The 22556-nt window shown below is 69.1% G+C and carries 19 protein-coding genes; 9 read left to right on the top strand and 10 right to left on the bottom strand.

What is annotated here, in order from left to right:
* Positions 1-13: 13 nt before the first annotated feature.
* Together ACKUB9_RS14540 and ACKUB9_RS14535 are read left to right on the top strand one after the other, a co-directional pair.
* A complete protein-coding gene (locus tag ACKUB9_RS14540; protein WP_407524179.1) occupies positions 14-367 on the top strand; it encodes a hypothetical protein in 354 nt (117 codons plus the stop codon).
* Positions 368-694: 327 nt separating this feature from the next.
* On the top strand, positions 695-1087 hold the full coding sequence (locus ACKUB9_RS14535) for a VOC family protein (protein ID WP_407524177.1): 393 nt from the start codon (positions 695-697) through the stop codon (positions 1085-1087).
* 67 nt (positions 1088-1154) lie between these two features.
* Here the strand turns inward: ACKUB9_RS14535 and ACKUB9_RS14530 are convergent, their stop codons facing one another.
* Positions 1155-1556, bottom strand: coding sequence for a hypothetical protein (locus ACKUB9_RS14530; protein ID WP_407524175.1), 402 nt, complete (start codon positions 1554-1556; stop codon positions 1155-1157).
* Between the two features lie 966 nt (positions 1557-2522).
* On the opposite strand from ACKUB9_RS14530, the gene ACKUB9_RS14525 reads away from it, so the two are divergent.
* The 3 genes from ACKUB9_RS14525 (at position 2523) to ACKUB9_RS14515 (ending at position 6020) form a co-directional block, all read left to right on the top strand.
* The gene (locus tag ACKUB9_RS14525; RefSeq protein WP_407524173.1) at positions 2523-3662 is read left to right on the top strand and encodes an HPP family protein; all 1140 of its coding nucleotides are present in this window, start codon (positions 2523-2525) and stop codon (positions 3660-3662) included.
* 428 nt (positions 3663-4090) lie between these two features.
* A complete protein-coding gene (locus ACKUB9_RS14520; protein WP_407524171.1) occupies positions 4091-5716 on the top strand; it encodes a hybrid sensor histidine kinase/response regulator in 1626 nt (541 codons plus the stop codon).
* A 103-nt stretch (positions 5717-5819) separates the two neighbouring features.
* Complete coding sequence (locus ACKUB9_RS14515) at positions 5820-6020, top strand: hypothetical protein (RefSeq protein ID WP_407524169.1); 201 nt, start codon at positions 5820-5822, stop codon at positions 6018-6020.
* Positions 6021-6521: 501 nt separating this feature from the next.
* Here the strand turns inward: ACKUB9_RS14515 and ACKUB9_RS14510 are convergent.
* The 5 genes from ACKUB9_RS14510 to ACKUB9_RS14490 all read right to left on the bottom strand — a co-directional run bounded on the left by ACKUB9_RS14510 (position 6522) and on the right by ACKUB9_RS14490 (position 13280).
* The gene (locus ACKUB9_RS14510) at positions 6522-7028 is read right to left on the bottom strand and encodes a Crp/Fnr family transcriptional regulator (protein ID WP_407530735.1); all 507 of its coding nucleotides are present in this window, start codon (positions 7026-7028) and stop codon (positions 6522-6524) included.
* Positions 7029-7144: 116 nt separating this feature from the next.
* Positions 7145-8320, bottom strand: a complete 1176-nt coding sequence (locus ACKUB9_RS14505; protein ID WP_407530718.1) for an ABC transporter permease — start codon at positions 8318-8320, stop codon at positions 7145-7147.
* Position 8321: 1 nt separating this feature from the next.
* The gene (gene rbbA, locus ACKUB9_RS14500) at positions 8322-11057 is read right to left on the bottom strand and encodes a ribosome-associated ATPase/putative transporter RbbA (protein WP_410823525.1); all 2736 of its coding nucleotides are present in this window, start codon (positions 11055-11057) and stop codon (positions 8322-8324) included.
* A gap of 10 nt (positions 11058-11067) precedes the next feature.
* Positions 11068-12081 carry an HlyD family secretion protein gene (locus ACKUB9_RS14495; RefSeq protein WP_407530720.1) on the bottom strand — a complete coding sequence of 338 codons (1014 nt, stop codon included), beginning with the start codon at positions 12079-12081 and terminating at the stop codon, positions 11068-11070.
* Entirely contained in the window at positions 12078-13280 is a 1203-nt protein-coding gene (locus ACKUB9_RS14490; protein WP_407530721.1) for an acetate/propionate family kinase, read from the bottom strand. The genes ACKUB9_RS14495 and ACKUB9_RS14490 overlap by 4 nt, the downstream gene beginning before the upstream one ends.
* Before the next feature lie 791 nt (positions 13281-14071).
* On the opposite strand from ACKUB9_RS14490, the gene ACKUB9_RS14485 reads away from it, so the two are divergent.
* Positions 14072-16459, top strand: coding sequence for a glycoside hydrolase family 65 protein (locus ACKUB9_RS14485; RefSeq protein ID WP_407530722.1), 2388 nt, complete (start codon positions 14072-14074; stop codon positions 16457-16459).
* 149 nt (positions 16460-16608) lie between these two features.
* Here the strand turns inward: ACKUB9_RS14485 and ACKUB9_RS14480 are convergent, their stop codons facing one another.
* Positions 16609-17601 (bottom strand): DUF808 domain-containing protein, encoded by a 993-nt coding sequence (locus ACKUB9_RS14480; RefSeq protein ID WP_407530723.1) that lies wholly within the window; start codon positions 17599-17601, stop codon positions 16609-16611.
* 208 nt (positions 17602-17809) lie between these two features.
* A complete protein-coding gene (locus ACKUB9_RS14475) occupies positions 17810-18574 on the bottom strand; it encodes a L,D-transpeptidase (RefSeq protein WP_407530725.1) in 765 nt (254 codons plus the stop codon).
* 399 nt (positions 18575-18973) lie between these two features.
* Between ACKUB9_RS14475 and ACKUB9_RS14470 the strand changes: the two genes are divergently transcribed.
* Positions 18974-19423 carry a group III truncated hemoglobin gene (locus ACKUB9_RS14470; RefSeq protein ID WP_407530736.1) on the top strand — a complete coding sequence of 150 codons (450 nt, stop codon included), beginning with the start codon at positions 18974-18976 and terminating at the stop codon, positions 19421-19423.
* On the opposite strand, the gene ACKUB9_RS14465 is transcribed toward ACKUB9_RS14470, so the two are convergent.
* The gene (locus ACKUB9_RS14465) at positions 19356-20108 is read right to left on the bottom strand and encodes a sulfite exporter TauE/SafE family protein (protein ID WP_407530727.1); all 753 of its coding nucleotides are present in this window, start codon (positions 20106-20108) and stop codon (positions 19356-19358) included. The two genes, ACKUB9_RS14470 and ACKUB9_RS14465, sit on opposite strands and share 68 nt — an antisense overlap.
* Before the next feature lie 163 nt (positions 20109-20271).
* Positions 20272-21003: a GntR family transcriptional regulator gene (locus ACKUB9_RS14460; RefSeq protein ID WP_407530729.1), complete on the bottom strand. Its 732-nt coding sequence runs from the start codon at positions 21001-21003 to the stop codon at positions 20272-20274.
* 130 nt (positions 21004-21133) lie between these two features.
* Between ACKUB9_RS14460 and ACKUB9_RS14455 the strand changes: the two genes are divergently transcribed.
* The gene (locus ACKUB9_RS14455) at positions 21134-22324 is read left to right on the top strand and encodes an ABC transporter substrate-binding protein (RefSeq protein ID WP_407530731.1); all 1191 of its coding nucleotides are present in this window, start codon (positions 21134-21136) and stop codon (positions 22322-22324) included.
* Between the two features lie 47 nt (positions 22325-22371).
* On the top strand, positions 22372-22556 hold a 185-nt coding region (locus tag ACKUB9_RS14450), incomplete at its 3' end, for an FAD-dependent oxidoreductase (RefSeq protein WP_407530733.1).

The following is a 22556-nucleotide window of genomic DNA, read 5'->3' as shown; positions in this document are numbered from 1 at the left end:
CTCACGATGTACGATGCAGCACGCCCGGACATCGCTCAGGCAGCTGCGCTTACTGATGTTGCATGGCAACGGTATCGATATTGATGCAAGCGCTATGTTTGTTTCTTATAATAATTACAGTTCGGAAGTGCGCCGATATGGTGGTATGCACTCCGGCATGCGCCGCGATACTTGGGAGATGGCGAAGTCGATGGTGCGTCAGAACCCGCGCCATCTCGCCGATGATGGGCTGGAGACAAGTTTTCGCCTGATGCGGCACCGTCCGAGAAGCGATAACACTCAGAAGAACGCGGTGAAATCATGCAGAGCACCAGTCGGAATGCGTGATCCGCAATGCAGCGGGCTTGAAGGATCGCCGCATTCCTGAGTCAGATCCGGTCTGAGCGCAGCCCGCCTAGCATACTGACGTGCAGTACGTGATCATGTGATCCAGAGGCGGTCCGGCTTCGCCGAACCCGCCTTGACCGGTGCTGCGAGATGTTCGGTCGGCGGTTGAGGCCGGGTGTCGGTGCCTGGGCAAGTGGCTGTGCGACCGTGCCATTCAGCCCGGAATGCTTCGCAGCGATCACCGGGTGCGGCTTTGCAACAGTGCCGCGCTTCGCGACCGTGCCGTGGCCGCTCGCCGGATTCCGTGTCGCTTTTTCGGTGCCGACGCCTACCGTGGCGGTCTCGCGCCCATACCGAGATGCCCCGCATGACCTACCGTTGCGACCACATCCATCTGCGCAGCCGCGATGCCGTGGCCGCCGCGCGCTTCTACGTCGAAGCGTTCGGCGCCCGCGAGATCGGCCGGGACGGCACTTCCACGGTAAGCCGCGTCATGCTCGATCTCGGAGGGCTCACCGTGTTCATCGAGCAGGCGCCGGAGGGACTCGCCCCCGCGGCCACACCGCCCCACCTCGGCATCGAGCATATCGGCTTGGCAGTGGGCGACATCGAGGCGGCGGTCGCCGACCTGCAGGCCCGAGGCGTCCCCCTCGTCTCCGGCATCACCGACCTGCGGCCCGGATTGCGCATCGCGTTCTTCGACGGGCCGGATCACGTCCGCATCGAGATCCTGCAGCGGGGAGAGCCGGTGCGGGCGTGAGGCGATGCACGGCGCGAGGCCCGGACGGGGCGCCGGGCCGGGAGGGGGCGAGGCCCGTCGCGGACGGTCAGGCCTTCCACGCCACCGCGGGCTGGAGCGGGCGATCGGCGGATCGTCCGATCGCTCTGGCTGACGCGAACGCGACGAGCGCCCTGAGCGCCGCGAAGACGACGATCAGACCGAACAACACCGTGAGGGCATCGGCCTGCGTCGTCAGATAGCGGATCGGTCCGCCGAGGACGGCGAGATCGGACACGTAGGCGAAGCACGAAGGCGTGCCGTTGATGGCCGCGTGGAGCGCACAGGCCGACCCGGCCCACACGCCCCCCTGCAGCACCAGCATGATCTGAGAGCCCAGAACGGCGACGAAGTAGACCGACAGCAGAAGCAGAATGGCCGATATCGTCGAGCCTGCGAGCGCGGCGATCCGCGAGGTCGATCGCCCTGTGTGAATCTGAGTCGTCGCCATCAGCCGATCTTCACCGAGCGCAGCGCCTGACGATCCTCGTTCCGCCACCGGATGTGACGGCCGAAGGGCCGCGGCGCCTGCACGATCCTGGCAAGGTGCATGCCAGGGAGGGCGGGGACCGTGGCGCTGGTCTCGCGGGACCGCCATCCGCGCCGGCTCTCGACGCCTCCTCGGCGGACCACGCCGCAGACAGCCCGGTCCAAGACAATTGAACACGGCACTGCGGTGGGGATGAACAGGCCGCCTTCAAGGCCTCCCCTTTTCCCGAACGACTTAAGCGAAGCGGAAGGAGATCCGGGATCCAGCGCAAGATGTCGCGAATTATTGTATATTTGCGACGGTACAAAATCAGAGCCGCTGCGCGGCTCATTTTCTGCTGGATCCCGGATCTCCTTCCACTTCGTTTCAGTCGTCCGGGAAAAGGACCGGCGCGAGAACCTGCTCGTCTGAGTTTGCAGCTTGAGGCCGACCGCGATCTCATCCGAAGGTGCCCAGCCGACTGGTCCTGCAGGCGGTCCCTTGATGCCTCCGACGCCCTCGCGTCCTCCCCATCGTCATGCGGTCACGTACCGTGGCGCGTAGAGCGACCGACGGCATCATGCCGGTTCGGCACGCAGCCAGCCCATAAATCTGGCACAGTGAGATGAAGCCACCGGCTCCGGTGGCTGTGCTCCGCAAGAGCCACCACGGCTTCGAGCGTCGCCCGCCGGCCGATCAGGCCCCGGGCCAAGGCCGGTCGGTGGCATGTCCGATCCTCCGCCGACGGGACGCTCCCGGCGAGCTAAATCCGAGGAGAAGAGCGGCCGGGCAGGGCGCATCGCGGCCCTCGCTTCCTGCCGCGTTCTTAGGCATACTGCATACCAGAGTTGCAGGCCCGAAGCCCATCCGGTAGAAGGTGTGGAGCGGATGTATCTTTTCGATGCCCGCGCCCACCGAGACGTCAGGTAGCACCGGGATCGCCGTCGCATGCCCAACCCGATCGGTTCGTCAAAGCTCCGCGCCCGCGCCCTCGGCTTCCGCCTGTTCAGGCCGATCCTGGCGGGTGCGACCCTGCGGGAGCGCGTCGTCGCGTGCGTGGGCGCGCTGGTCGGGATCACGCTCACCGGCCTGATCTGCGGGCTGGTCTTCGGGGAAGGCCCGCATATTCCGCTCATCGTCGCGCCCATGGGCGCATCGGCGGTGCTGCTGTTCGCGGTGCCCGCCAGTCCTCTCGCCCAGCCGTGGCCAGTGATCGGCGGCAACACGATCTCCGCCTTCATGGGGGTGCTGGCGGCCCACCTGATCGCGGATCCGGTCGTGGCCATCGGCGTCGGCGTCTCGCTCGCCATCGCGGCGATGTCGCTCACGCGCTCGCTCCACCCGCCCGGCGGAGCCGCCGCCTTGACGGCGCTGATCGGCGGGCCTGCCGTCACCTCGGCCGGCTTCCTCTTTCCGCTGCTCCCCGTCTGCATCAACTCGGTGATCCTCGTTGGCCTGGGGATCGCCTTTCACAAGATCTCGCGACGCAATTACCCCCATGTTGCGGTACCCGCGGCTGCGAACACGCACGGGACCTCCGACCTCCCGGCCCCGATCCGGGTCGGCTTCACGCCAGAGGATGTCGATGCGGCCCTCGTCACCCTGGGCGAGACGTTGGACATCGACCGCTCCGACCTCGACAGGCTCCTGCGGCAGGTCGAGTTGCAGGCACTGGTCCGCACCCAGGGCGAGCTGACCTGTCAGGAGGTCATGTCGCGCGACGTGGTCACGATCGGCCTCGACGGGTCCTCGGAGCGGGCGCGCTCGCTGCTGCTCGCCCACAACATCCGGACCCTGCCGGTGGTCGATGCCGCCGGGCGGCTCGTGGGGGCGCTCGGCCTGCGGGACTTGGCGCTCCGGGATTCCGGCAGGATCGCCGAGGTGATGTCCGAAGCGAGGATCGCCGCGGTCGACGACCCCGCGGTCGGTCTCGTCCCGGCGCTCACGGACGGACGCACGCACGCGATCTTCGTCACGGCCGCGGACCGGACGGTGCTCGGCGTCATCACGCAGACCGACGTCCTGGCGACCCTGGCCCGCACCGCGTCGGCGAAGGCCTTCGGGCTGCCGGCGGAGGACGCGGCCTGACGGCGCTCGCACGGCGGACGCGGGTCGAGTCGACCGCGCCCGCGTGACGCGCAGATCCAGGAGCGGCTTCACTCCGGCAAGCCCCACGGTCGGACGAGGGGTACGACCCGCCGATCCTCACGCGGTGCCGGCCTGGTGGGCTGCCGCGGCAGCCCGTTCCGCAGACGCGTTCGGATGCCGCGCAAGGCGGTCGGAGCAATCTCGCGCGGTCCGGAACCGGGACGGCATTCCGTGACTTCTGCATATTCCAAGCAAGCTTCATCCGACGGTGACGCCGCCTGCCGGGCTCAAGGGTCCGGTCGCACGGCTGCGTCATCGCCATCGCGACCCGGGGGTGGGAGCCGATCCCCGCGGCCCTATATCAATTGGGCTCAATTTACTGCGGTTCGAGGCATTTGCGGCCTGGACTGGAGGGAGTTCCGCTGCCGATGCCATCGTCACCCGAGAAGCCCAGGAACTCCGGACCGCCGACGCCGGTGTCAGGGAGCGGGCCGTCCGGCGTCGAGGACGTGCACCACGACATCTTCTTCGCTGCGGTCGAAACGACCCGGATGCCGATGATCGTCACCGACCCTCACCAGCCGGACAACCCGATCATCTTCGCCAATCGCGCCTTCATCCGCATGACGGGCTACGACCGCGACGAGCTGATCGGGCACAATTGCCGCTTCCTGCAGGGACCGGACACCGACCGCGACACCATCGCCGAGGTGCGCTCCGCCATCGCCGAGCACCGGGAGTTCGCCACCGAGATCCTGAACTACCGCAAGGACGGCTCGACGTTCTGGAACGCCCTGTTCGTCAGCCCGGTGTTCAACCGGTCCGGCGACCTCGTCTACTTCTTCGGCTCGCAGCTCGACGTCTCGCGCCGCCGCGACGCGGAGGAGAGCCTGCATCAGGCGCAGAAGATGGAGAGCCTCGGCCAGCTCACCGGCGGCATCGCCCACGACTTCAACAACCTGCTGCAGGTCATCTCCGGCCACAACGAGGTGATGCTCGCCCTGCTCGATCACCCCACCATCGACGTCAGGCGCATGCGCCGGGCGGGTGAGGCGGTGCGCGAGGCCGGGGACCGGGCCGCGAAGCTGACGCATCAGCTCCTCGCCTTCTCGCGCAAGCAGCGGCTGGAGGGCCGGCTCCTCAACCTGAACGGCCTCGTCCAGGGCATGAGCGAGATGGCGGAGCGGACGCTCGGGGACGACGTGGTGCTGCGCCAGCAACTCGCGTCGGACCTGTGGAACACGCGCATCGACCCGACCCAGGCGGAGGTGGCTCTGCTGAACGTCCTCCTCAACGCGCGCGACGCCATGTCGGGCGGGGGCACGGTGACGGTGAGGACCGAGAATCTCCTGGTCGAGGACGAGGACACGGCGCTCTTCAAGATGGTGAGCCCGGGCGCGTACGCCGTCATCTCGGTGACGGATACCGGCAGCGGCATGCCGCCCGAGATCCTGGCGCGCGTGATGGAGCCCTTCTTCACGACGAAGGACGAGGGCAGGGGGACGGGGCTCGGCCTCGCGATGGTGTACGGCTTCGCCAAGCAGTCGGGCGGAGCGGTCAAGATCTACTCGGAGGTCGGCCACGGCACCACGGTGCGGCTCCTGTTTCCGGCCAGCGACCAGACGATCGAGGACGAGCGCAAAACCTCGCCGCGGGCCGCGGACCGGCACGGGACCGAGACGGTGCTGGTCGTCGACGACCGGCCGGACGTCGCGGCGACCGCGGGCATCATCCTGGAGGATTTCGGCTACAGGGTCACGGTGGTGCATGGGCCGCAGGCCGCCCTGGAGGTGATGGACGGCGAGGCGCGCATCGATCTGCTGTTCACGGACCTGATCATGCCCGGCGGCATGAACGGGGTGATGCTCGCCCGCGCGGCGCGCGAGCGCCAGCCGAAGATCAAGGTGCTGCTGACCACGGGCTACGCCGAGGCGTCCCTGGAGCGCACGGATGCGGGCGGCACCGAGTACGAGGTCATCAACAAGCCCTACAAGCGCATGGACCTCGCCCGCCGCGTGCGGCGGGTGCTCGATGGGCCGACCGGAGTGGGTTGAGAGCGTTCTCCGCTCCCATCAGGCCGCGACCGGTCGATGTGTCCCGTCACACCGTCGAAGCGCGCGTTCTCCCTCAGCCTTCCCGGATCGAGGAGTGGCTGGGATGAATGATTCGACCGCGCTGAAATGGATCTCGTTCGCCTTCGCCGTCGTCTGGACGGGCGCGATGCTGTGGTGGTCCGCGCCGCTCGATGCCGCGGCGATCGTCATCTGGCCGGTCGCGGGCGCGGTGGCCGGCCTGCTCTGGTACTGGCTGATGAGCCGCTGGCAGCATTGGTACTTCGGCCCGAAGCGCGATTCCTGATCGCGGGCGCCATCGACTGGACCTGGGATCGGCCGCGATCGGCAGGGCTCACGTCCTCGCCGACAGCACGGCTGTCCGGGGAAAAACTCTTCGACAAGGATGTCGCGGGATCCCCTCTCCCGTGCGGGCTTGTAGATGCACACATCGCCGAATGAGACACGGGATCGCCTCTCCCCGCGTGCGGGGAGAGGGCTGCTTGCACCTTGTCGTGCAAGCAGCGAGCCCGAAGGGCGAGGGTGAGGGGGCGCTGCCGGATGAGGCTCTTCCGGAACCGCCCCCTCACCCTCGGCTGCCGCCTCGTCTCGCCCCCGACAAGGGGGGCTCGACCCTCTCCCCGCACGCGGGGAGAGGAGACCATGCACGACCCGGAGTGTGAATCCGCAAGCCCGCATCGGAGAGGGGTTCCCCGCGCCATCGATTTCCTCCCGGACAGCCGTGCGCCGACAGGGGAGGGGACGCGTTCCGCGGTGCCGGGGTCCGGTCCCGGCGGCGTGCCTGCCCTCACGCCTCCGGCCCGCCCGGTGTCGCCGCCGGGCCGTTCGCCGCGTTCACCAGCTCGGCGATGCGCTCGTCGGCGTGGCGGAGACGACGGCAGAGCTCGCGATTGATATTTTGCAGCACCATCGCGTACGCGTGAACATCGGCCTTGTAGTAGGCGTAGAGATCCCGGGCGGTGAGCTCGTACAGGGTGACGCGGCTCTGCGCGACCAGGGTGGCCGATCGGTGCTGCACCTCGATGAGCGTCATCTCGCCGAAGAAGTCGCCCGGGCCGAGGCGGTTGAGGGCGATGGTGCCACCGGACGCGCAGCGCTTGCTCACCGCAAGCTCGCCGGAATGAACGACGTACATCGACCGCCCCGGCTCGCCCTCGGTGATGACCGTGGTGCCCGCCTCGACGTGACGCTCGACCAGCTTTGCTACGAGGAGATCGAGGCTCGCGTCCGACAGGCCGCCGAAGAACGGCGTTTCGACCAAGAACGCCTTCAGTTCGGGCGAACCGACAGCCATCGGTCTGTTCCGCTCCCGCTGCCGCAAGTCGGCCGGGCCGCATCCTCGCCAAGCCTGCATCGGTCCGCAACAGCGTTTGACGGCGGGAGCCGGACTGCGGAGCGGATGCGTGCCGCTCAGACGCCGAAGAACACGCGGCGGAAGCGGGCGAGCGCGACGACGAAGTAGACGCTGCCCAGGGCCACCAGCGCGAGCAGCTGCGGCCAGACGACGGAAAAACCCGCGCCGCGGTAGAGCACGGCCTGCGCGAGGGCGACGAAGTGGGGCGTGGGACTCACGGCCTGCACCGCGTATTGCAGCCAGACCGGCATGCTCTCCATGGGCGTGCTGCTGCCTGAGAGGAGCTGCATGAGCAGCAGGATCGGGATCACCAAGAGGCCGAACTGCCCCATCGTGGTGGCGATGGTGCCGAGCAGGATGCCGAGCGCCGCCACCGCCAGGGCGTAGAGGCCCGTTCCGACCAGGAACAGGGCGATGGAGCCGGCGACCGGCACGCCGAGCACCCCCTCCACGACGAGGACCAGCGAGCATCCGGCCCCGACGAGGATCACGAGCCCGTTGGCGATCACCTTGGCGAGCATGATCTCGACGGGCACCAGCGGCATCACCAGCAGGTGCTCCACCGTGCCCTGCTCGCGCTCGCGGATCAGCGCCGCCCCGGTGAGGATGACGGTCAGGAGCGTGATGTTGTTGATCACCTGCATCACGGAGGTGAACCAGCTGGTCTGGAGGTTCGGGTTGAACTTGGCGCGCGTCACCACCCGCACCGGGGCGGTGTCGTTGAGGTCGCGGCGGGCCGCGAAGCGGGCCACCTCCTGGGCGACGATGGTCTGGATGTAGATCGAGCCGTTGCCGGCCTGGGTCATGGCCGTGGCATCCACGTCGAGCTGGATCGCGGCCGGGTGGCCGGACAGCACGTCCCGCTGCAGGCGCGGCGGCAGGGCGAGCACGAAGACGAGCCGGCCGGAATCCATGGCGGGGTCGACCTCGGCCGGGGTGATCGGCACCACGCTCTTGAACAGCGGCGGGTTGAACGCGCTCACGATCTGCCGCGAGAGGTCGGACCGGTCCTCGTCGACCACGCCGATGGTCAGATTGCGCACCTCGGTCGAGGCGCCGGAGGCGACCGAGTAGACGGCGAACGTGAAGGCGTAGACGACGAGGAACAGCATGACCGGATCGGCCCGGATGCTGCGCAGCTCCTTGACGATCAGGCGCAGCACGTTCGCCGCATGCGTCCGAAAGCCGGGGCGGAACGGCGCCGACGCACCGGGCTGTGCGGCGCCTGGCATCTCACGCCTCCTGCTTGCGCAGGAAGAGCTGCGACAGGATCAGGAACCCGAGGGCGAACCCGGCCAGCACGACGATGTTGAGCCCGAGTTCCGTGAAGGGCAGGCCCTTGGTGAAGGTGCCGGCGGTGACCGGCTGGTACCAGGCGGGCGGCAGCGAGAGCCCGATCAGCCGCGCGCTGCCCGAGAGCGAGGCGATCGGGACGAGCAGCCCGGAAAAATTGACCGCCGGGATCACCGACAGGAGCGCGGTGGCGAAGACCGCCGCGACCTGGCTCTTCATGAAGGTCGAGATCAGCTGGCCGAATCCGGTCGTGGCCGCGACGTAGAACAGCGTGCCCAGCGCCAGCGCCGCGAACGAGCCCTTCACGGGCACGTCGAACACGACCAGCGCGACGAGCACCAGAAGCCCGAAGCTGATCATGCCGATGGCCAGGTAGGGCAGCTGCTTGCCGAGCAGGAACTCGACCTTGGTCACCGGCGTCGAGCGGAAGTTGGCGATCGACCCGGTCTCCTTCTCGCGCACCACCGCGATGGCCGACATGATGGCGGGGATCAGGATGAGCAGCAGCATCATCACGCTCGGCACCATGGCGTTGACGCTGCGGAAGGCCTGGTTGTAGCGGAAGCGCGTCTCCACGCTCACCGCGTTGCCGGACGCTGCGTCACCCGTGCGTTCGAGCGCCAGCTGGTGGGCGTACTGGTTGGCGAGCCCGGTCACGTAGCCCCGGCTGGTCTCGGCCCGGAACGGCATCGCCCCGTCGAGCCAGACGGCGACTTCCGGTGAGCGGCCCGCCTGCAGGTCGCGGCCGAAGCGGGGCGGGATCTCCAGGGCGATCTGCACGCGCCCGGCGCGGAAGCGCTCGTCCAGCTCGGGGGCGGACCGGATCGGCGGCTGCTCGCTGAAGTAGCGCGAGCTGGTGAAGGCCTCGACGAGTTGCCGGCTCTCCGGGCTGTTGTCCTGGTCGAAGGCCGAGAAGCGCAGGTTCTCCACGTCGAACGAGATGCCGTAGCCGAAGGCGATCATCAGCAGCATCGGTCCGATGAACGCGAAGGCGATGCGGATGGGATCGCGCAGCAGCTCCATGGTCTCGCGCCGGGCATAGGCCCAGAGCCGGCGGGGATCGAACCGGTGATGATGCGGTGCGGCGGGTGGCGGACCGGCGGGCGCCGTCTCCGCGGTGGCCTGCGCCCGCCGGTCAAGGCCGGCCGCCTCGGCGAGGTAGTCGATGAAGCAGTCCTCCAGCGAGGTGCTGCCGCGCGCCCGCACCAACTCGGCCGGGGGGCCGACCGCCAGCACCCGGCCGGCATGCATGAGCGAGATGCGGTCGCAGCGCTCCGCCTCGTTCATGAAGTGCGTGGAGAGGAAGATCGTGACGCCCTCGTCGCGCGAGAGGTCGATCAGCGTCCGCCAGAAGGCGTCGCGGGCGATCGGATCGACGCCCGAGGTCGGCTCGTCGAGGATCAGCATCGCCGGCCGGTGCAGCACGGCCACCGCCAGCTGCAGCCGCTGCTTGATCCCGAGCGGCAGGCTGTCGGGCCGGGCGTTCTTGACCGGACCGAGGTCGTAGCGGTCGAGCAGCTCGGCGATCCGCGCCGGGGCTTCGTGCGCCGGCAGGTGGTAGAGCTGGGCGTGCAGTTCGAGGTTCTGCAGCACCGTCAGCTCGCCGTAGAGCGAGAAGGCCTGCGACATGTAGCCGACGTTGCGGCGCGTCTCCATGTCGTCGCCGCCCACGGGGCGGCCGAACAGCCGCGCGCTCCCCGCCGAGGCGGGCAGGAGGCCGGTGAGCATCTTCATCGTGGTGGACTTGCCGCAGCCGTTCGAGCCGAGGAAGCCGAAGATCTCGCCGCGGCCGATGCGGAAGCTGACGTCGTCCACGGCCGTGAAGCTGCCGAAGCGCCGCGTCAGGTGCTCGGCCTCGATCGCCGGCACCGTGTCGAGCGCGGGCGGCCGGGGGCGCAGCACCACGGGCTTATGCTGCGCCTGCTTCTCGGGAGGCAGGAGCGCGATGAAGGCCGCCTCCATGTCGGGCTCGGCCGTCCGGGCGAGCAGGGCGGCGGGCGGGCCGCTCGCGATGACGTGGCCGTCGTCCAGGGCGACCAGCCACTCGAAGCGCGAGGCCTCGTCCATGTAGGCGGTCGCCACGATGACGCTCATGCCGGGCCGCCCCGCCCGGATCGAGCCGATCAGGTCCCAGAACTGTCCGCGCGAGAGCGGGTCCACGCCGGTGGTCGGCTCGTCGAGGATCAGCAGGTCGGGGTCGTGGATGAGCGCGCAGCACAGGCTGAGCTTCTGCTTCATGCCGCCGGAGAGCTTGCCCGCCGGCCGGCCCTCGAAGGGATCGAGGCCGGTCGCGGTGAGCAGGTCGGTGATGCGGCGGCGGCGCTCCGTACGGCCCTGTCCGAACAGGCGGCCGTGAAAGTCGATATTTTCGAAGACGCTCAGGGTGGGGTAGAGATTGCGGCCGAGGCCCTGGGGCATGTAGGCGATGCGCGCGCCCTCCCGCCTGCGGTGAGACCGCTGCGCCATGTCGCCGCCGAGCACCCGCACCTGTCCGCGCTGGATCCGGCGCACGCCCGCCACGAGGGCGAGCAGCGTCGATTTGCCGACGCCGTCCGGCCCGATCACCCCCACCATGCGTCCCGCCGGCAGCGACAGCGACACGTCGTCGAGCGCGACCGTGGCGCCGTAGCGGTGCGAGACGTGGTCGAGCCGGGCGATCTCGGCCGCGTTGCTCATGCCGACCCCCTCATGGCAGCTTCACGGCCAGGTCGTCGGGCCAGGGGACGTCGGGCTTGGTGCGGACGAAGCCCATGCCGCGCACGCCCGTCTTCACCCGCCTGTGATATTTTTTCAGGACCTTGGGATCGATCTGCAGCTTGACCCGGAAGGTGAGTTTCTCGCGCTCCTCCGCGGTCTCCACGCTCTTCGGCGTGAACTGCGCCTCGGCGGCCACGAAGCTGATCGTCGCCGGCAGGACGTATTGCGGAATGGGGTCGAGGATGATGCGGGCCTCGTCGTTGAGCGCGAGCGGGCCGGCCTGCGCGGCCGGCAGGTAGATCGTCATGTAGACGTCGCTGAGGTCGAGCAGCGTCAGCACGCGCGTGCCGGCGCCCACCACCTCGCCCTCCCGCGCCAGCCTGTACTGCACGCGCCCGTCGCGGGGGGCCCGCAGCACGAGATCGACCAGCACGGCCTGGAGCCGCTGCACGTCCGCCTCGGCGCTCTGCACCGCGAAGGCGGCCTGTTCCTCCTGCGCCTTGGCGGCGTCGAGGCCCGCCTTGGCGGCCTCCGCCCTGGCCTTGCGCTGATCGAAGATCTGCTTGGTCATGAAGCCCTTGCCGACCAGCTCCTTGCCGCGGTCGTAGTCGGCATCGGCGAAGGTCAGGTCGCTCCGGCGCTGGGCGATCAGGGCCACGGCTTCCGCGAGACTCTTCTTGGCCCGCAGCACCTGGGCCTGGGCGCCGCGCAGCTGCGCCTCCGTCTCTGGCGAGGAGATGGTGGCGACGACCTGCCCGGCCGTGACCTCGTCGCCCTCCCGGACGAGCAGCGTCGCGATCCGACCCGCATACTTGGCCGCGACATCGACCTGGGTCGCCTCGATGCGGCCGTTGGACTTGGCGATGCCCTCCGGCATCGTGGCGCCGCGCAGCCGGTCGATCAGCTCCATCAGGCGCGAGCGCGCCAGGGCCGGCGCGGGCGCGCTCGCGCCGACGGCGACGCCCATGGCGAGCAGGAGCGCGCAGACGCGGTTCGGGCTCATGCGGTCGCGTCCGGCGCGGCGCGGCCGAGCAGACGCAGGGTGTGTCTCGCGATCATGAGCTCCTCGTCGGTCGGGACGACCCGGATCTGCGCCCGGCTTCCCGGCGCATCGATCCTGGCGGCACCGGCGCGGTTCGCGTCGTGGTCCAGCTGCAGGCCGGCCCACCCGAGGGCCGCGATGGTGCGCTGGCGGATCTCGGGCGCGTTCTCGCCGATGCCGGCCGTGAACACGACGGCGTCGAGCCCGCCGAGCGTCACCGCCAGGGCGGCCGTCGCCTGCGCCACCCGCCGGCAGAAGAAGGCGATGGCCATCGCGGCCTCCGGCCGCTCGCTCGCGAGCAGGGTCCGGACGTCGCTGCTGAGACCGGACAGGCCGAGGAGCCCGCTTCGGTGGTACAGCATCTGGCCGACCTCGGCCGGATTCATGCCCTCGTGCTCGATGAGGTGGAGCACGACCCCGGGGTCGAGCGCGCCGCAGCGGGTGCCCATCGGCACGCCGTCGAGGGCGGTGAAGCCCATGGTCGTCTCCTGGCTCCGGCCGTCCTGCAGGGCGCAGAGCGAGGCGCCGGAGCCGAGATGGGCGATCACCACGCGTCCGCCCGCGATCTCCGGCGCGATCTCCCGCAGGCGCCCGGCGACGTACTCGTAGGACAGGCCGTGGAACCCGTAGCGCCGCACGCCCGCGTCATGGACGGAGCGGGGCAGGGGGAGGCGCTCGGAGAGTTCCGGATGACCGCGATGGAAGGCCGTGTCGAAACAGGCGACCTGCGGCAGGTCGGGCCGGCGCCGACGCAGCACCCGGATGGGATGCAGGTTGCCGAGCTGATGCAGCGGCGCGAGCGAGATGAAGCTCTCGAGCGTCCGCAGCACCGCGTCGTCGACCAGCATCGGCTCCGCGTAGGCCGGTCCGCCATGGACCACGCGGTGGCCCACGGCGACGATGCTTCGGTCGCCGGCATGGCGCAGGAGCCAGTCGGCGACGTGGTGCTGGGCCGCCGCGGCGTCGGGCACGTCGTCGGCCGCGAAGCGGCGGTTCTCCAGTGCGGCGCCGCCGCCGTCCGTCACGGTCAGCGCGGGCGCGCTGCCGATGCCGCTCATCGCGCCGCCGAGGAGCGGAATCGGCTCGACGCCCCCGACGCCGTACAGCTTGAACTTGATGGACGAGCTGCCCGCGTTGACGACAAGGATGACGTCGCTCATCTCAGCCTCGCGCCGCGGCGGCGCTCCCGGGGCCGGATCCGGGGCTCGGCGTGGTCAGCGGGCTCGGACGGCGACGCGCGACACGACATCGTTCACTCCCGGGATCGGCCTGCGCGGATCGTCGCCACTCGGATCGTTTGTGCCGAGAAACGCCGGAAAAATGCGTCACATCAGGACTGATGCGCCACCGAAATAGCAAAAATCCATAATGCTGCGCTATTCGATTTGTTAATAAAAGATGTTTTCGTGTAAGAAGCCGGAAAACTCGTCATGAGTTTTGGCTGATCATGAAAAGCGAGCGTTCACAGACGCGGCGATGCTTGCCCGGCCGAGGGTTCAATGCGGACGCGTGCGGCATGACGGTGCTGCATCGGCCCAGGATTCTGACGAGATTCAGCACATCTCCGTGCGACGAGACATGCTCGGGCCAACGCCTCTCATCACCGTTTGGTTGCATCAGGGCAATGACTCTTATCCTTGGTTGCTTCTCCGCCGCTCTCCATCTCGGGCGCGAACCGCTATCCCCCGGACGGACGCCGGTCCTGCGGAATCCATCTCGGCCGAGGCGGGCGCCATGACCTGGCAGGAGCGCCAGGGTTCTGCTCCCGCCCAGGCATCCGCAAGACCAGCCCGTGGTGCAGGACGTTAGTGCTTATAATTGTTAGTCCCCCGTCCGGCATGGTTCGGGTACGAGAGCGTTGCGATCAATAATGAGAAGATCTACTCTGGCGCTGGAGAGTCAAAGCCAGTTGCTGAGTACGAACGTCCCGTTCCGAGCGGATGGACGACCGATGCTGCGCCCTCGCCTGATCCCGCCCGACGACATCTTCCCGCCGAACCCTTGGGCGCTGGAGGCCGTCCGCTACGATGAGAGGGTGGCGCGGGGGCTGACCGGGCAGGCGGAGACGATGTTCGCGCTGTCGAACGGCTATCTGGGCCTGCGCGGAGTCGTCGAAGAGGGCACGCCCGTCCGCGAGGCGGGCACCTATCTCAACGGCTTCTACGAGCACCGTCCGATCTCGTACGGCGAGCACGCCTACGGCTTCCCGACGGTCGGGCAGAGCATCCTCAACTGCCCCGGCGGGACCGCCCTGAAGCTCTACGTCGATGACGAGCCGTTCGTCGTCCCGGAGGCCGAGGTGCTGAGCTTCCGGCGATCGCTCGATTTCCGGAGCGGGACGCTGAACCGGGACGTGCGCTGGCTGACCCCGGCGGGCAAGCGCCTGCACCTGCGGACCTGCCGCTTCGTCTCGCTGGCCCACCGCCACCTCGCGGCGATCGCCTACGAACTCACGGCCGAGGACGCCGAGACCGAGGTGGTGATCGCCTCCGAACTCCGCAACGAGCAGCCCCTGGCCACCGACACCACCGATCCCCGCTTGGCGGAGGGCTTCGTCGGTCGGGTGCTGCACCCGACCGGGACGTGGTCCGAGGGGCTGCGCGCCATCCTCAGCTACCGGACCCAGAGTTCGGGGCTGGTGCTCGGCTGCGGCATGGACCATGCCGTCGCGGCCGATTGCGCCCTCACCACGCACGCCGTCTGCGAGGACGATCTCGCGGCGATCTCCTTCCGGGGCATCCTCGCGCCGGGCGAGTCGATCCGCATCCACAAGTACCTGAGCTATCACTACTCGGATAACGCGAGCCCCGAGCAGATCCGGTCCCAGACCGGCTGGACGCTCGACCGCGCGATCGAGAGCGGCTTCGCGGCGCTCCTCGCCCGCCAGCAGGAGGACGTCGCGGCCTTCTGGGCGCGGGCCGACGTGACGGTGGACGGCGCCGGCCCGCGCACCCAGCAGGCGATCCGCTGGAACCTCTTCCAGCTCATGCAGGCCTCGGAGCGGGCGGAGGGGCACGGGATCGCCGCCCGCGGGCTGACCGGACGGACCTACGAGGGGCACTATTTCTGGGACACGGAGATCTACGTCCTGCCCTTCCTCGTCTACACGAAGCCGCTGATCGCCCGGAGCCTGCTGAAGTACCGCTACGACATGCTGGACAAGGCGCGGGCCCGGGCGCGGGAACTCGGGCATCGCGGGGCGACGTTTCCCTGGCGGACCATCAACGGCGAGGAGGCGTCCGCCTATTACGCGGCGGGCACGGCGCAGTATCACATCAACGCCGATATCGTCTACGCGCTGCGCAAATACGTCGAGGTCAGCGGCGACGAGGAATTCCTGCGGCGATACGGGGCCGAGATCTTGGTCGAGACGGCCCGCCTGTGGTGCGATCTCGGCTTCTTCTCGGAGCGGCTGGGCGGCCGCTTCTGCATCAACGGGGTGACCGGACCTGACGAGTACACGGCTCTCGTCAACAACAACTGCTTCACCAACCTGATGGCGCGGGAGAACCTGCGCTACGCCGCCCGGACCGTGCGGGACCTGGCGCGCGAACATCCCGACAGCTTCGCGGCCCTCGTCCGCCGGACGGCCCTGGAGCCTGCCGAGACGGAGGCCTGGGAACGGGCCGCCGAGCGGATGTACCTGCCCTACGACGAGCGGCTGCAGGTGCACCCGCAGGACGACAACTTCCTCGATCTGGAGCGCTGGGACTTCGACGGCACGCCGGAGGAGCACTATCCGCTCCTGCTGCACTACCATCCGCTCAACCTCTACCGCTCGCAGGTCATCAAGCAGGCCGACACGGTCATGGCCATGTTCCTGCTGAGCGATCAGTTCACGCCGGAGGCCAAGCGGCGGAATTTCGAATACTACGATCCGCTGACCACCCACGATTCGTCATTGTCCGTCTGCATCCAGAGCATCGTGGCGAACGAGATCGGATTGCGCGAGAAGGCGTTCCACTATTTCAACTTCGCCCTGGCGATGGACATCTCCGATATCGGCGGGAACATGGTGAACGGCGCGCATATCGCGGCCATCGGCGGCACGTGGCTCGCGCTGACCTACGGGTTCGCGGGACTGCGCGATACGCAGGGGCGCATCACGTTCAATCCCTGCCTCCCCGAGGCGTGGTCGCGGCTGCGATTCTCCCTGACGGTGCGCGGCCGGACCCTGCAGCTCGACATCGGCCACCGCGCCGTCACGTACCGGCTGCTGGCCGGCGAGGGGCTGGACATCTGGCACGCCGCGGAGTGCCTCAGCCTCTCGGCGCAGGACCCCCTGATCACCAGACCGATCCGGACACCATCCGGAGAAGCCCATGGTTCCCAGAGCTGAGGAGGGGCAGCGGCTGCACCGGACGGCGCGGTGGCCGCCCAGCGTGCCGAGACCCGCCTCCGCATCTCAGCGATGGACGGCCGAGCGACCCGCCCCGGGGACTCGGCCATCCGTGGGGCGGCTCCGCGCAGCAAACGTCTCGCCGCGCCTCAGGCGGTGCGTTGCCGCAACCGCGCGAGGCTCTGCCACGCCGGCACCAGGACGGAGCTCGTGAGCGGGATCAGGAGACCGCCGACCACCAGGCCGACAAGGCCCGACGCGATGGCCGTGACCAGCCACTCGACGAAGCCGTGGGCCGCCGGGATCAGCGCCGCGACGCGCGCCGCCGCATCGTGGATCCAATGGGCCGGACCCGTCAGGCCGTAGGTCTCCGCCCCGTGGATCAGGATGCCACCGCCGACCCAGATCATCGCGGCCGTGCCGACGATGCCGAGGAGCGCGAGCAGGACGGGCATGCCCTTGACCACGGCCCGCCCGATGCCGCGGCCGAGACTGCCCAGGGGCGGGGGCGCGGTGGTGCCGGCCAGGGCGACCCCCGCGTCGTCGGCCTTCACGATCAGCGCGACGGCGCCGTAGACGGCTACGGTGATGCCGAGCGCGACGATGGCCAGGACGGCCGCCTGGGTCCAGAAACCACCCTCCGGGATGGCCGCGAGGGTGATCGCCATGATCTCCGCCGAGAGGATGAAGTCGGTCTTGATGGCGCTCGCCACGCGGCGGTCTTCCAGCGCTCGATCGTGTCCCGTACCGGCCTGGAGCTGGTCCTCGTGCGCGTGGGCCTGATGGGGAAACAGGGCCTCGTAGACCTTCTCGGTCCCCTCGTAGCAGAGATAGGCGCCGCCCAGCATGAGGAGCGGGGTGATGGCCCACGGGGCGAGGGCGCTGAGCGCGAGGGCTCCCGGCAGCAGGAACAGGAGCTTGTTGCGCAGCGACCCGGCCGCGATCCGGCCGACGATCGGCAGCTCGCGGTCGGCCGCGAAGCCCACGACGTAGCGCGGCGTGACGGCGGCATCGTCGATGACGACGCCGGCGGCCTTCGATCCGGCCTTGGCGGCTTGCCCGGCGACGTCGTCGAGGGATGCTGCGGCCATCTTGGCCAGAGCCGCGACATCGTCCAGCAAGGCGATCAGTCCGATGCTCACAGGTCCTCCTCGGTGCAGCAGCTTCGCTGGAGAGACGCGCGAGGGCCGTGTTTAATCCGCGGCGCGCGAACGCCGCGCCCGCGGCGGCTCCACTCCAAGAGCAGGGTGGCCTCCCGATGTCGAGGGCCTTGGGGTCATATGACGCCGTGAACCGCGGCGGGCCCCGTTCGGCTCACGCAGCCGCCTCGCACCGAGCGGCCTCGCCGCCCTACGAGGCCTCGTCCGGATCCCCCGCGGCGCGGGCCGAGGCGACGGCCTCCTGCGGCTCGACATGCTCGTCGGCTTTCAGGACCACGACCTTGGTGTTGACCGGCACGCGGCCGTAGAGGTCGATGATGTCCTGGTTGAACATCCGGATGCAGCCCGACGACACGTTCGTGCCGATCGTGTTCGGCTCCGTCGTCCCATGGATGCGATAGAGCGTGTCGCGGTCGCCCTCGAACAGGTAGAGCGCGCGTGGACCGAGCGGGTTCGTCAAGCCCGGCTCCATGCCGTTGCGCCACGGTCCGTTGCGCTCGGGCTCGCGCCGGATCATGTCCGCGGTCGGCGTCCAGCGCGGCCACTCGGTCTTGCGCTTGATCTCGGCCGCGCCGCTCCACGCCAAGCCCGCCTTGCCGACGCCGACGCCGTAGCGCAGCGCCCGGCCGTTCTCCCGCACGAGGTACAGGAACTTGTTGCCCGGATCGACGACCAGCGTGCCGGGCGCCTCGCGGCGGGGGTAGGGGACCTCCTGGCGGAAGTAGCGCGGGTCGACGGCGCTGACGTCGGTCGCCGGCAGCGGGAAGCGCTCGGCCGGACGGGCGTCGTACATCGCGAGATAGCTCGGATGGACCGGTGCGACGCTCGCCGTCGCCTGAATGTCGTGCCGGGTCGGGACGCATCCCGCCGCGAGCAGCGCGAGGAGCAGCGCGTGCGCGGCCCGCGGGGGCCGGACACGCGCCGAGAGGAGGCCGTCGAAAGTGCCGGTGGGCATGGCTACGCCGCATTCTCCGCGTGAGATCGTGATGGCTTGAGGCGAGACGACGTCCTGTCGGCAAGCTTGGCCGTGGCGACCAAGCCGATGCGGGCACGGCGCTTTCGCGGCAGCACTACGGCCTCGGTTGGGCTTCGCGACCGGCACGGGCTCAGGCCCCCGGGCGTGGCATCGCGGCGACAGCCGGAGCGGTCCGGATCGGTCGGAGGGCGAGGCTGAGCGCGGTGATGCCTCGGCCTTGGACCTGCGGGCCATCTCGCGCACGCCGCGCGATCGAACCCCCGGATCCCGGGACGGCCCGGCTGCAGGCTGGCCTCGCGACCCGGCCGTCCTCCCTTGCGGCCGTGCGATGCGATCGGCATCTGATCGGCATGGTTCGGACGATCTTGGACGAGGACGATCTTGGACGAGCACAGCCTCGCCCCCTTCCTGGCGGACTTCTACGCGCGCGTCCGCCGCGACCCCCTCATCGGCCCGGTCTTCGCGGCGGCGATCCCGGACGGCGACTGGCCGCGGCACATGGCGACGATCGAGGCCTTCTGGTCCTCGGTCCTGTTCAAGACGGGCCGCTACAAGGGCAATCCCTTCGGCAAGCACCAGGCGCTCGGCGTCCTGCAGCCGGAGCACTTCGCGCGCTGGCTCGAGCTGTTTCGCGAAACGGCGGCCGCGCGGTTCGATCCGGAGGAGGCCGCCGCCCTCCACGAGCGCGCCGAGCGGATCGGTGACAGCCTCCGGGCCGGGCTGTTCTTCCGCCCCGACGCCGGGGGCTCGGCGGCTGCGGTCAGAGCAGAGGCCGCAGGGCGAGATGGAGTCCCAGCCCCAGGAGCCCGAGATAGAAGCAGCGCCTGAAGACGGATTCGCTGACGCGTCCGCGCACCCAGCCGCCGAACCGCATCCCGAGCAGCGCGGGCACCAGCGCCAGGGCCGAGGCGCCGGCGGTGCCGAGCCCCAGGATGCCGCCCGTGGCGAGGGCGACGGCGAGCGCGATGGTGGAGACCGTGAACGAGAGCCCGAGCGCCTGGATGAGATCCTCGCGGTTGAAGCCCAGGGCGCCGATGAACGGGGCGGCGGGCATCGAGGAGACCCCCGTGGCGGCCGTCACCATGCCCGTCAGGGCTCCGGCCAGCGGGGCCAGCCAGGGTTCGGCGCCCGGCGGCACGGCGAGGCGGGGGGCCGCGAGCCCCAGAACCGCGGAGGCGATCAGGGCCAAGCCCAGGATGACGATGGCCCGGCCGCCGAACTCGCCGTGAAGGAAGGCGGCTGCGACGAGCGTCCCGACCACGCTCGCCGCCAGCATCGGCCAGAGACGACGTGCGATCGCCCCGAAGCGCGGCCCCGCCGCGAGCTGCCACACGTTGGTGACGAAGGCCGGCACGACGAGGAGCGCGGCGGCCTGGGCGGGCAGCATCACGAGGGTGAGGAGCCCCATGGCGACGGGCGGCAGCCCGAGACCGACCACACCCTTGACGAAGCCGGCAAGGAAGAAGGCGAAGGCCGCGACGGCGAGGGACCGGGGTTCGAGCGGGAGAGTCATGCTGACCGGAGAGGTGGGGGCCGTGGGAGCGGGCCACCCGGACCCCGATCCTAACGCCGGCCCGCCACGTCACGCAAAGGTGCCGTCTCCGCCGTCCCATCGGCGTTACGGCCTCGCTGCCAGGGCCGACCGACCGGTGCCGAACTGCCGCCTGAGCGGTCGCTCACGCTGCAAGTCCCAAGGTCGACCGCGTGAATTGCTCAAGGTACTCCACGAGAGCGTCCGACGTGCTCGCCGCATGCTCCGGCGCACCCCTGGCCATCGCCGTCAGGCGCGCGGCATGGAGGTCGGCCGCCTTCTCGAGATCGCCGTACTTCTCGTAATGGGCGAACCAGAACCGCCGCGATAGGCCGTGCACGCGCCGGATCATCTCCGCGAGGATGTCGTTGTCAGCCGCCTCGGCGGTGACCGCGTGGCACTCGCGAAGCACGTGCATGAACGCCCGGCCGTCGGCGGCACGGGCCGTGTCCCTGATCTTGTCTGCCAGAGCGAGCATGCGCGTGCGCTGCGCCGCCGTCGCGAGGCGAGCGGCATGGCGAACGACGAGGCGTTCGAGCTCCGCTCTGATCTCCAGGATCTTCAGCTGCGTCCGCGTGTCGATCTCCGCAACGATGATGCCGCGACGCGGCAGCACCACCACCATGCCCTCCAGCGACAGGCGCAGGAGCGCTTCACGGATGGGCGTGCGGCCGAACCCGAGCTTCTTGCTCAGCGACGTTTCGGACAGGAGCGAGCCGGCAGGCAGAACCCGCAACGTGATCAGTTCCTCCAGCACCGCGTAGGCCTGATCGCGCAACGAGGGCGCAGCCGTCAGGTCCGGCCCGCTCTCGTCGGGGACGGCTGCCTCGCTGCCGTGGCCCTCGTCATCCCGGATCCGTCGATCAGCCTTCACCACCACACCCGCTCGCCGCGATGCGACCGCGATCCGCTGCGGTCAGCTGGGATGCTAACACACTCATCATGATCTGCAGTTGACATATCAGATGCAGATAAGGGAGAAGGTGCTAATCCAGGGAGGATTCTCGATGCAGCGCGTCACCGCCGCCTTCGCTCTCGCCTGCCTTGCCTGTTCCAGCGCCGTCTCGGGCGAGGCACCCGTCAAGATCGGCCTGCTGACGGACATGTCCGGCGTGTTCGCGGACGCCGATGGCCCGGGCGGCGCCGAGGCCGTGAAGATGGCCATCGAGGATTTTGGCGGAGAGGTGCTCGGGCAGAAGATCACCTTTCTCTCGGCGGATCATCAGAACAAACCCGACATCGGCGCCGCGAGAGCACGCGAGTGGTTCGATCGTGACGGCGTCACCATGGTGCTCGCAGGCCCGAACTCCTCCGTTGCTCTCGCGGTCAACGCGATCTCGCGTGACAAGAAGCGCATCTTCATGCCGATCGGCGCCACGACGTCACGTCTATCCAACGAGGATTGCACGCCTTATACGATCCAGTACGCCTACGATACGATCGCCCTTTCGAAAGGCACGGGCTCGGCCATCCTGGAACAGGGCGGGAAGTCTTGGTACTTCGTCACCGCTGACTTCGCGTTCGGCACCGCGATCGAGAAGGACACGCGCGAGGTGGTTCAGGGCCGCGGCGGAAAGACGCTCGGCTCCGTCCGGCACCCGCTCGGCACGGCCGATTACTCGTCGTACCTGCTTCAGGCGCAGGCCATGAAACCCGACGTTCTCGCGCTCGCGAATGCGGGGACCGACACGATCAACTCCATCAAAGCCGTCGATGAATTCGGCCTCGTCGGTCAGATGAAGGTCGTGGCCATGAACATGTACCTGAGCGACGTTCATGCCTTGGGACTGGATGCCGCCAAAGGCATGTACATGACGGACGGCTGGTACTGGGATCTCAACGACAAGACGCGCGAATGGGCGAAGCGGTTCTTGGCTCGCACGTCGAAGATGCCGACGCTCGTGCAGGCCGCGGATTACTCGGCGGCGTGGCACTATCTGTCGGCCGTCAAGACTGCCGGAAGCAGCGAGGCCGATGCGGTGGTCGCGAAGATGCGCGAGATGCCCATCAACGATTTCTTCGCGACGGGTGGATACATTCGCGCCGACGGACGCATGATCCACGACATGTATCTGATGCAGGTAAAAGCCCCTGGCGAATCCAAGTATCCCTGGGATTACTACAAAGTCGTGCAAACCATCCCGGGTGAGCAGGCGGCCGCCACCAAGGCGGAGAGCCGCTGCAGCTTATGGAAGTAGGCGGACAGCAATCCGATCGAGAGTCAGGGAAGCGGACGGCGATGGTCATGGCGATACGAGACGCGCGTGGAAGCCAATCGATCGAGACCGACGTGCTCGTGGTGGGCGGGGGCGCGGCCGGGGTGGCGACCGCCGTCACGGCGGCCCGGCAGGGCGCGCGCGTCACCCTGCTGGAGCGCTACGGCTTCTGCGGCGGCGGCGCCGTGGCGGGCCTCTCGGGCACCGTCTGCGG

Source organism: Methylobacterium oryzisoli, assembly GCF_046557895.1.
Classification (GTDB): Bacteria; Pseudomonadota; Alphaproteobacteria; order Rhizobiales; family Beijerinckiaceae; genus Methylobacterium; species Methylobacterium oryzisoli.
Note: the sequence above shows the minus strand (reverse complement) of the source record. Positions and strands in the feature narration are given on the sequence as shown.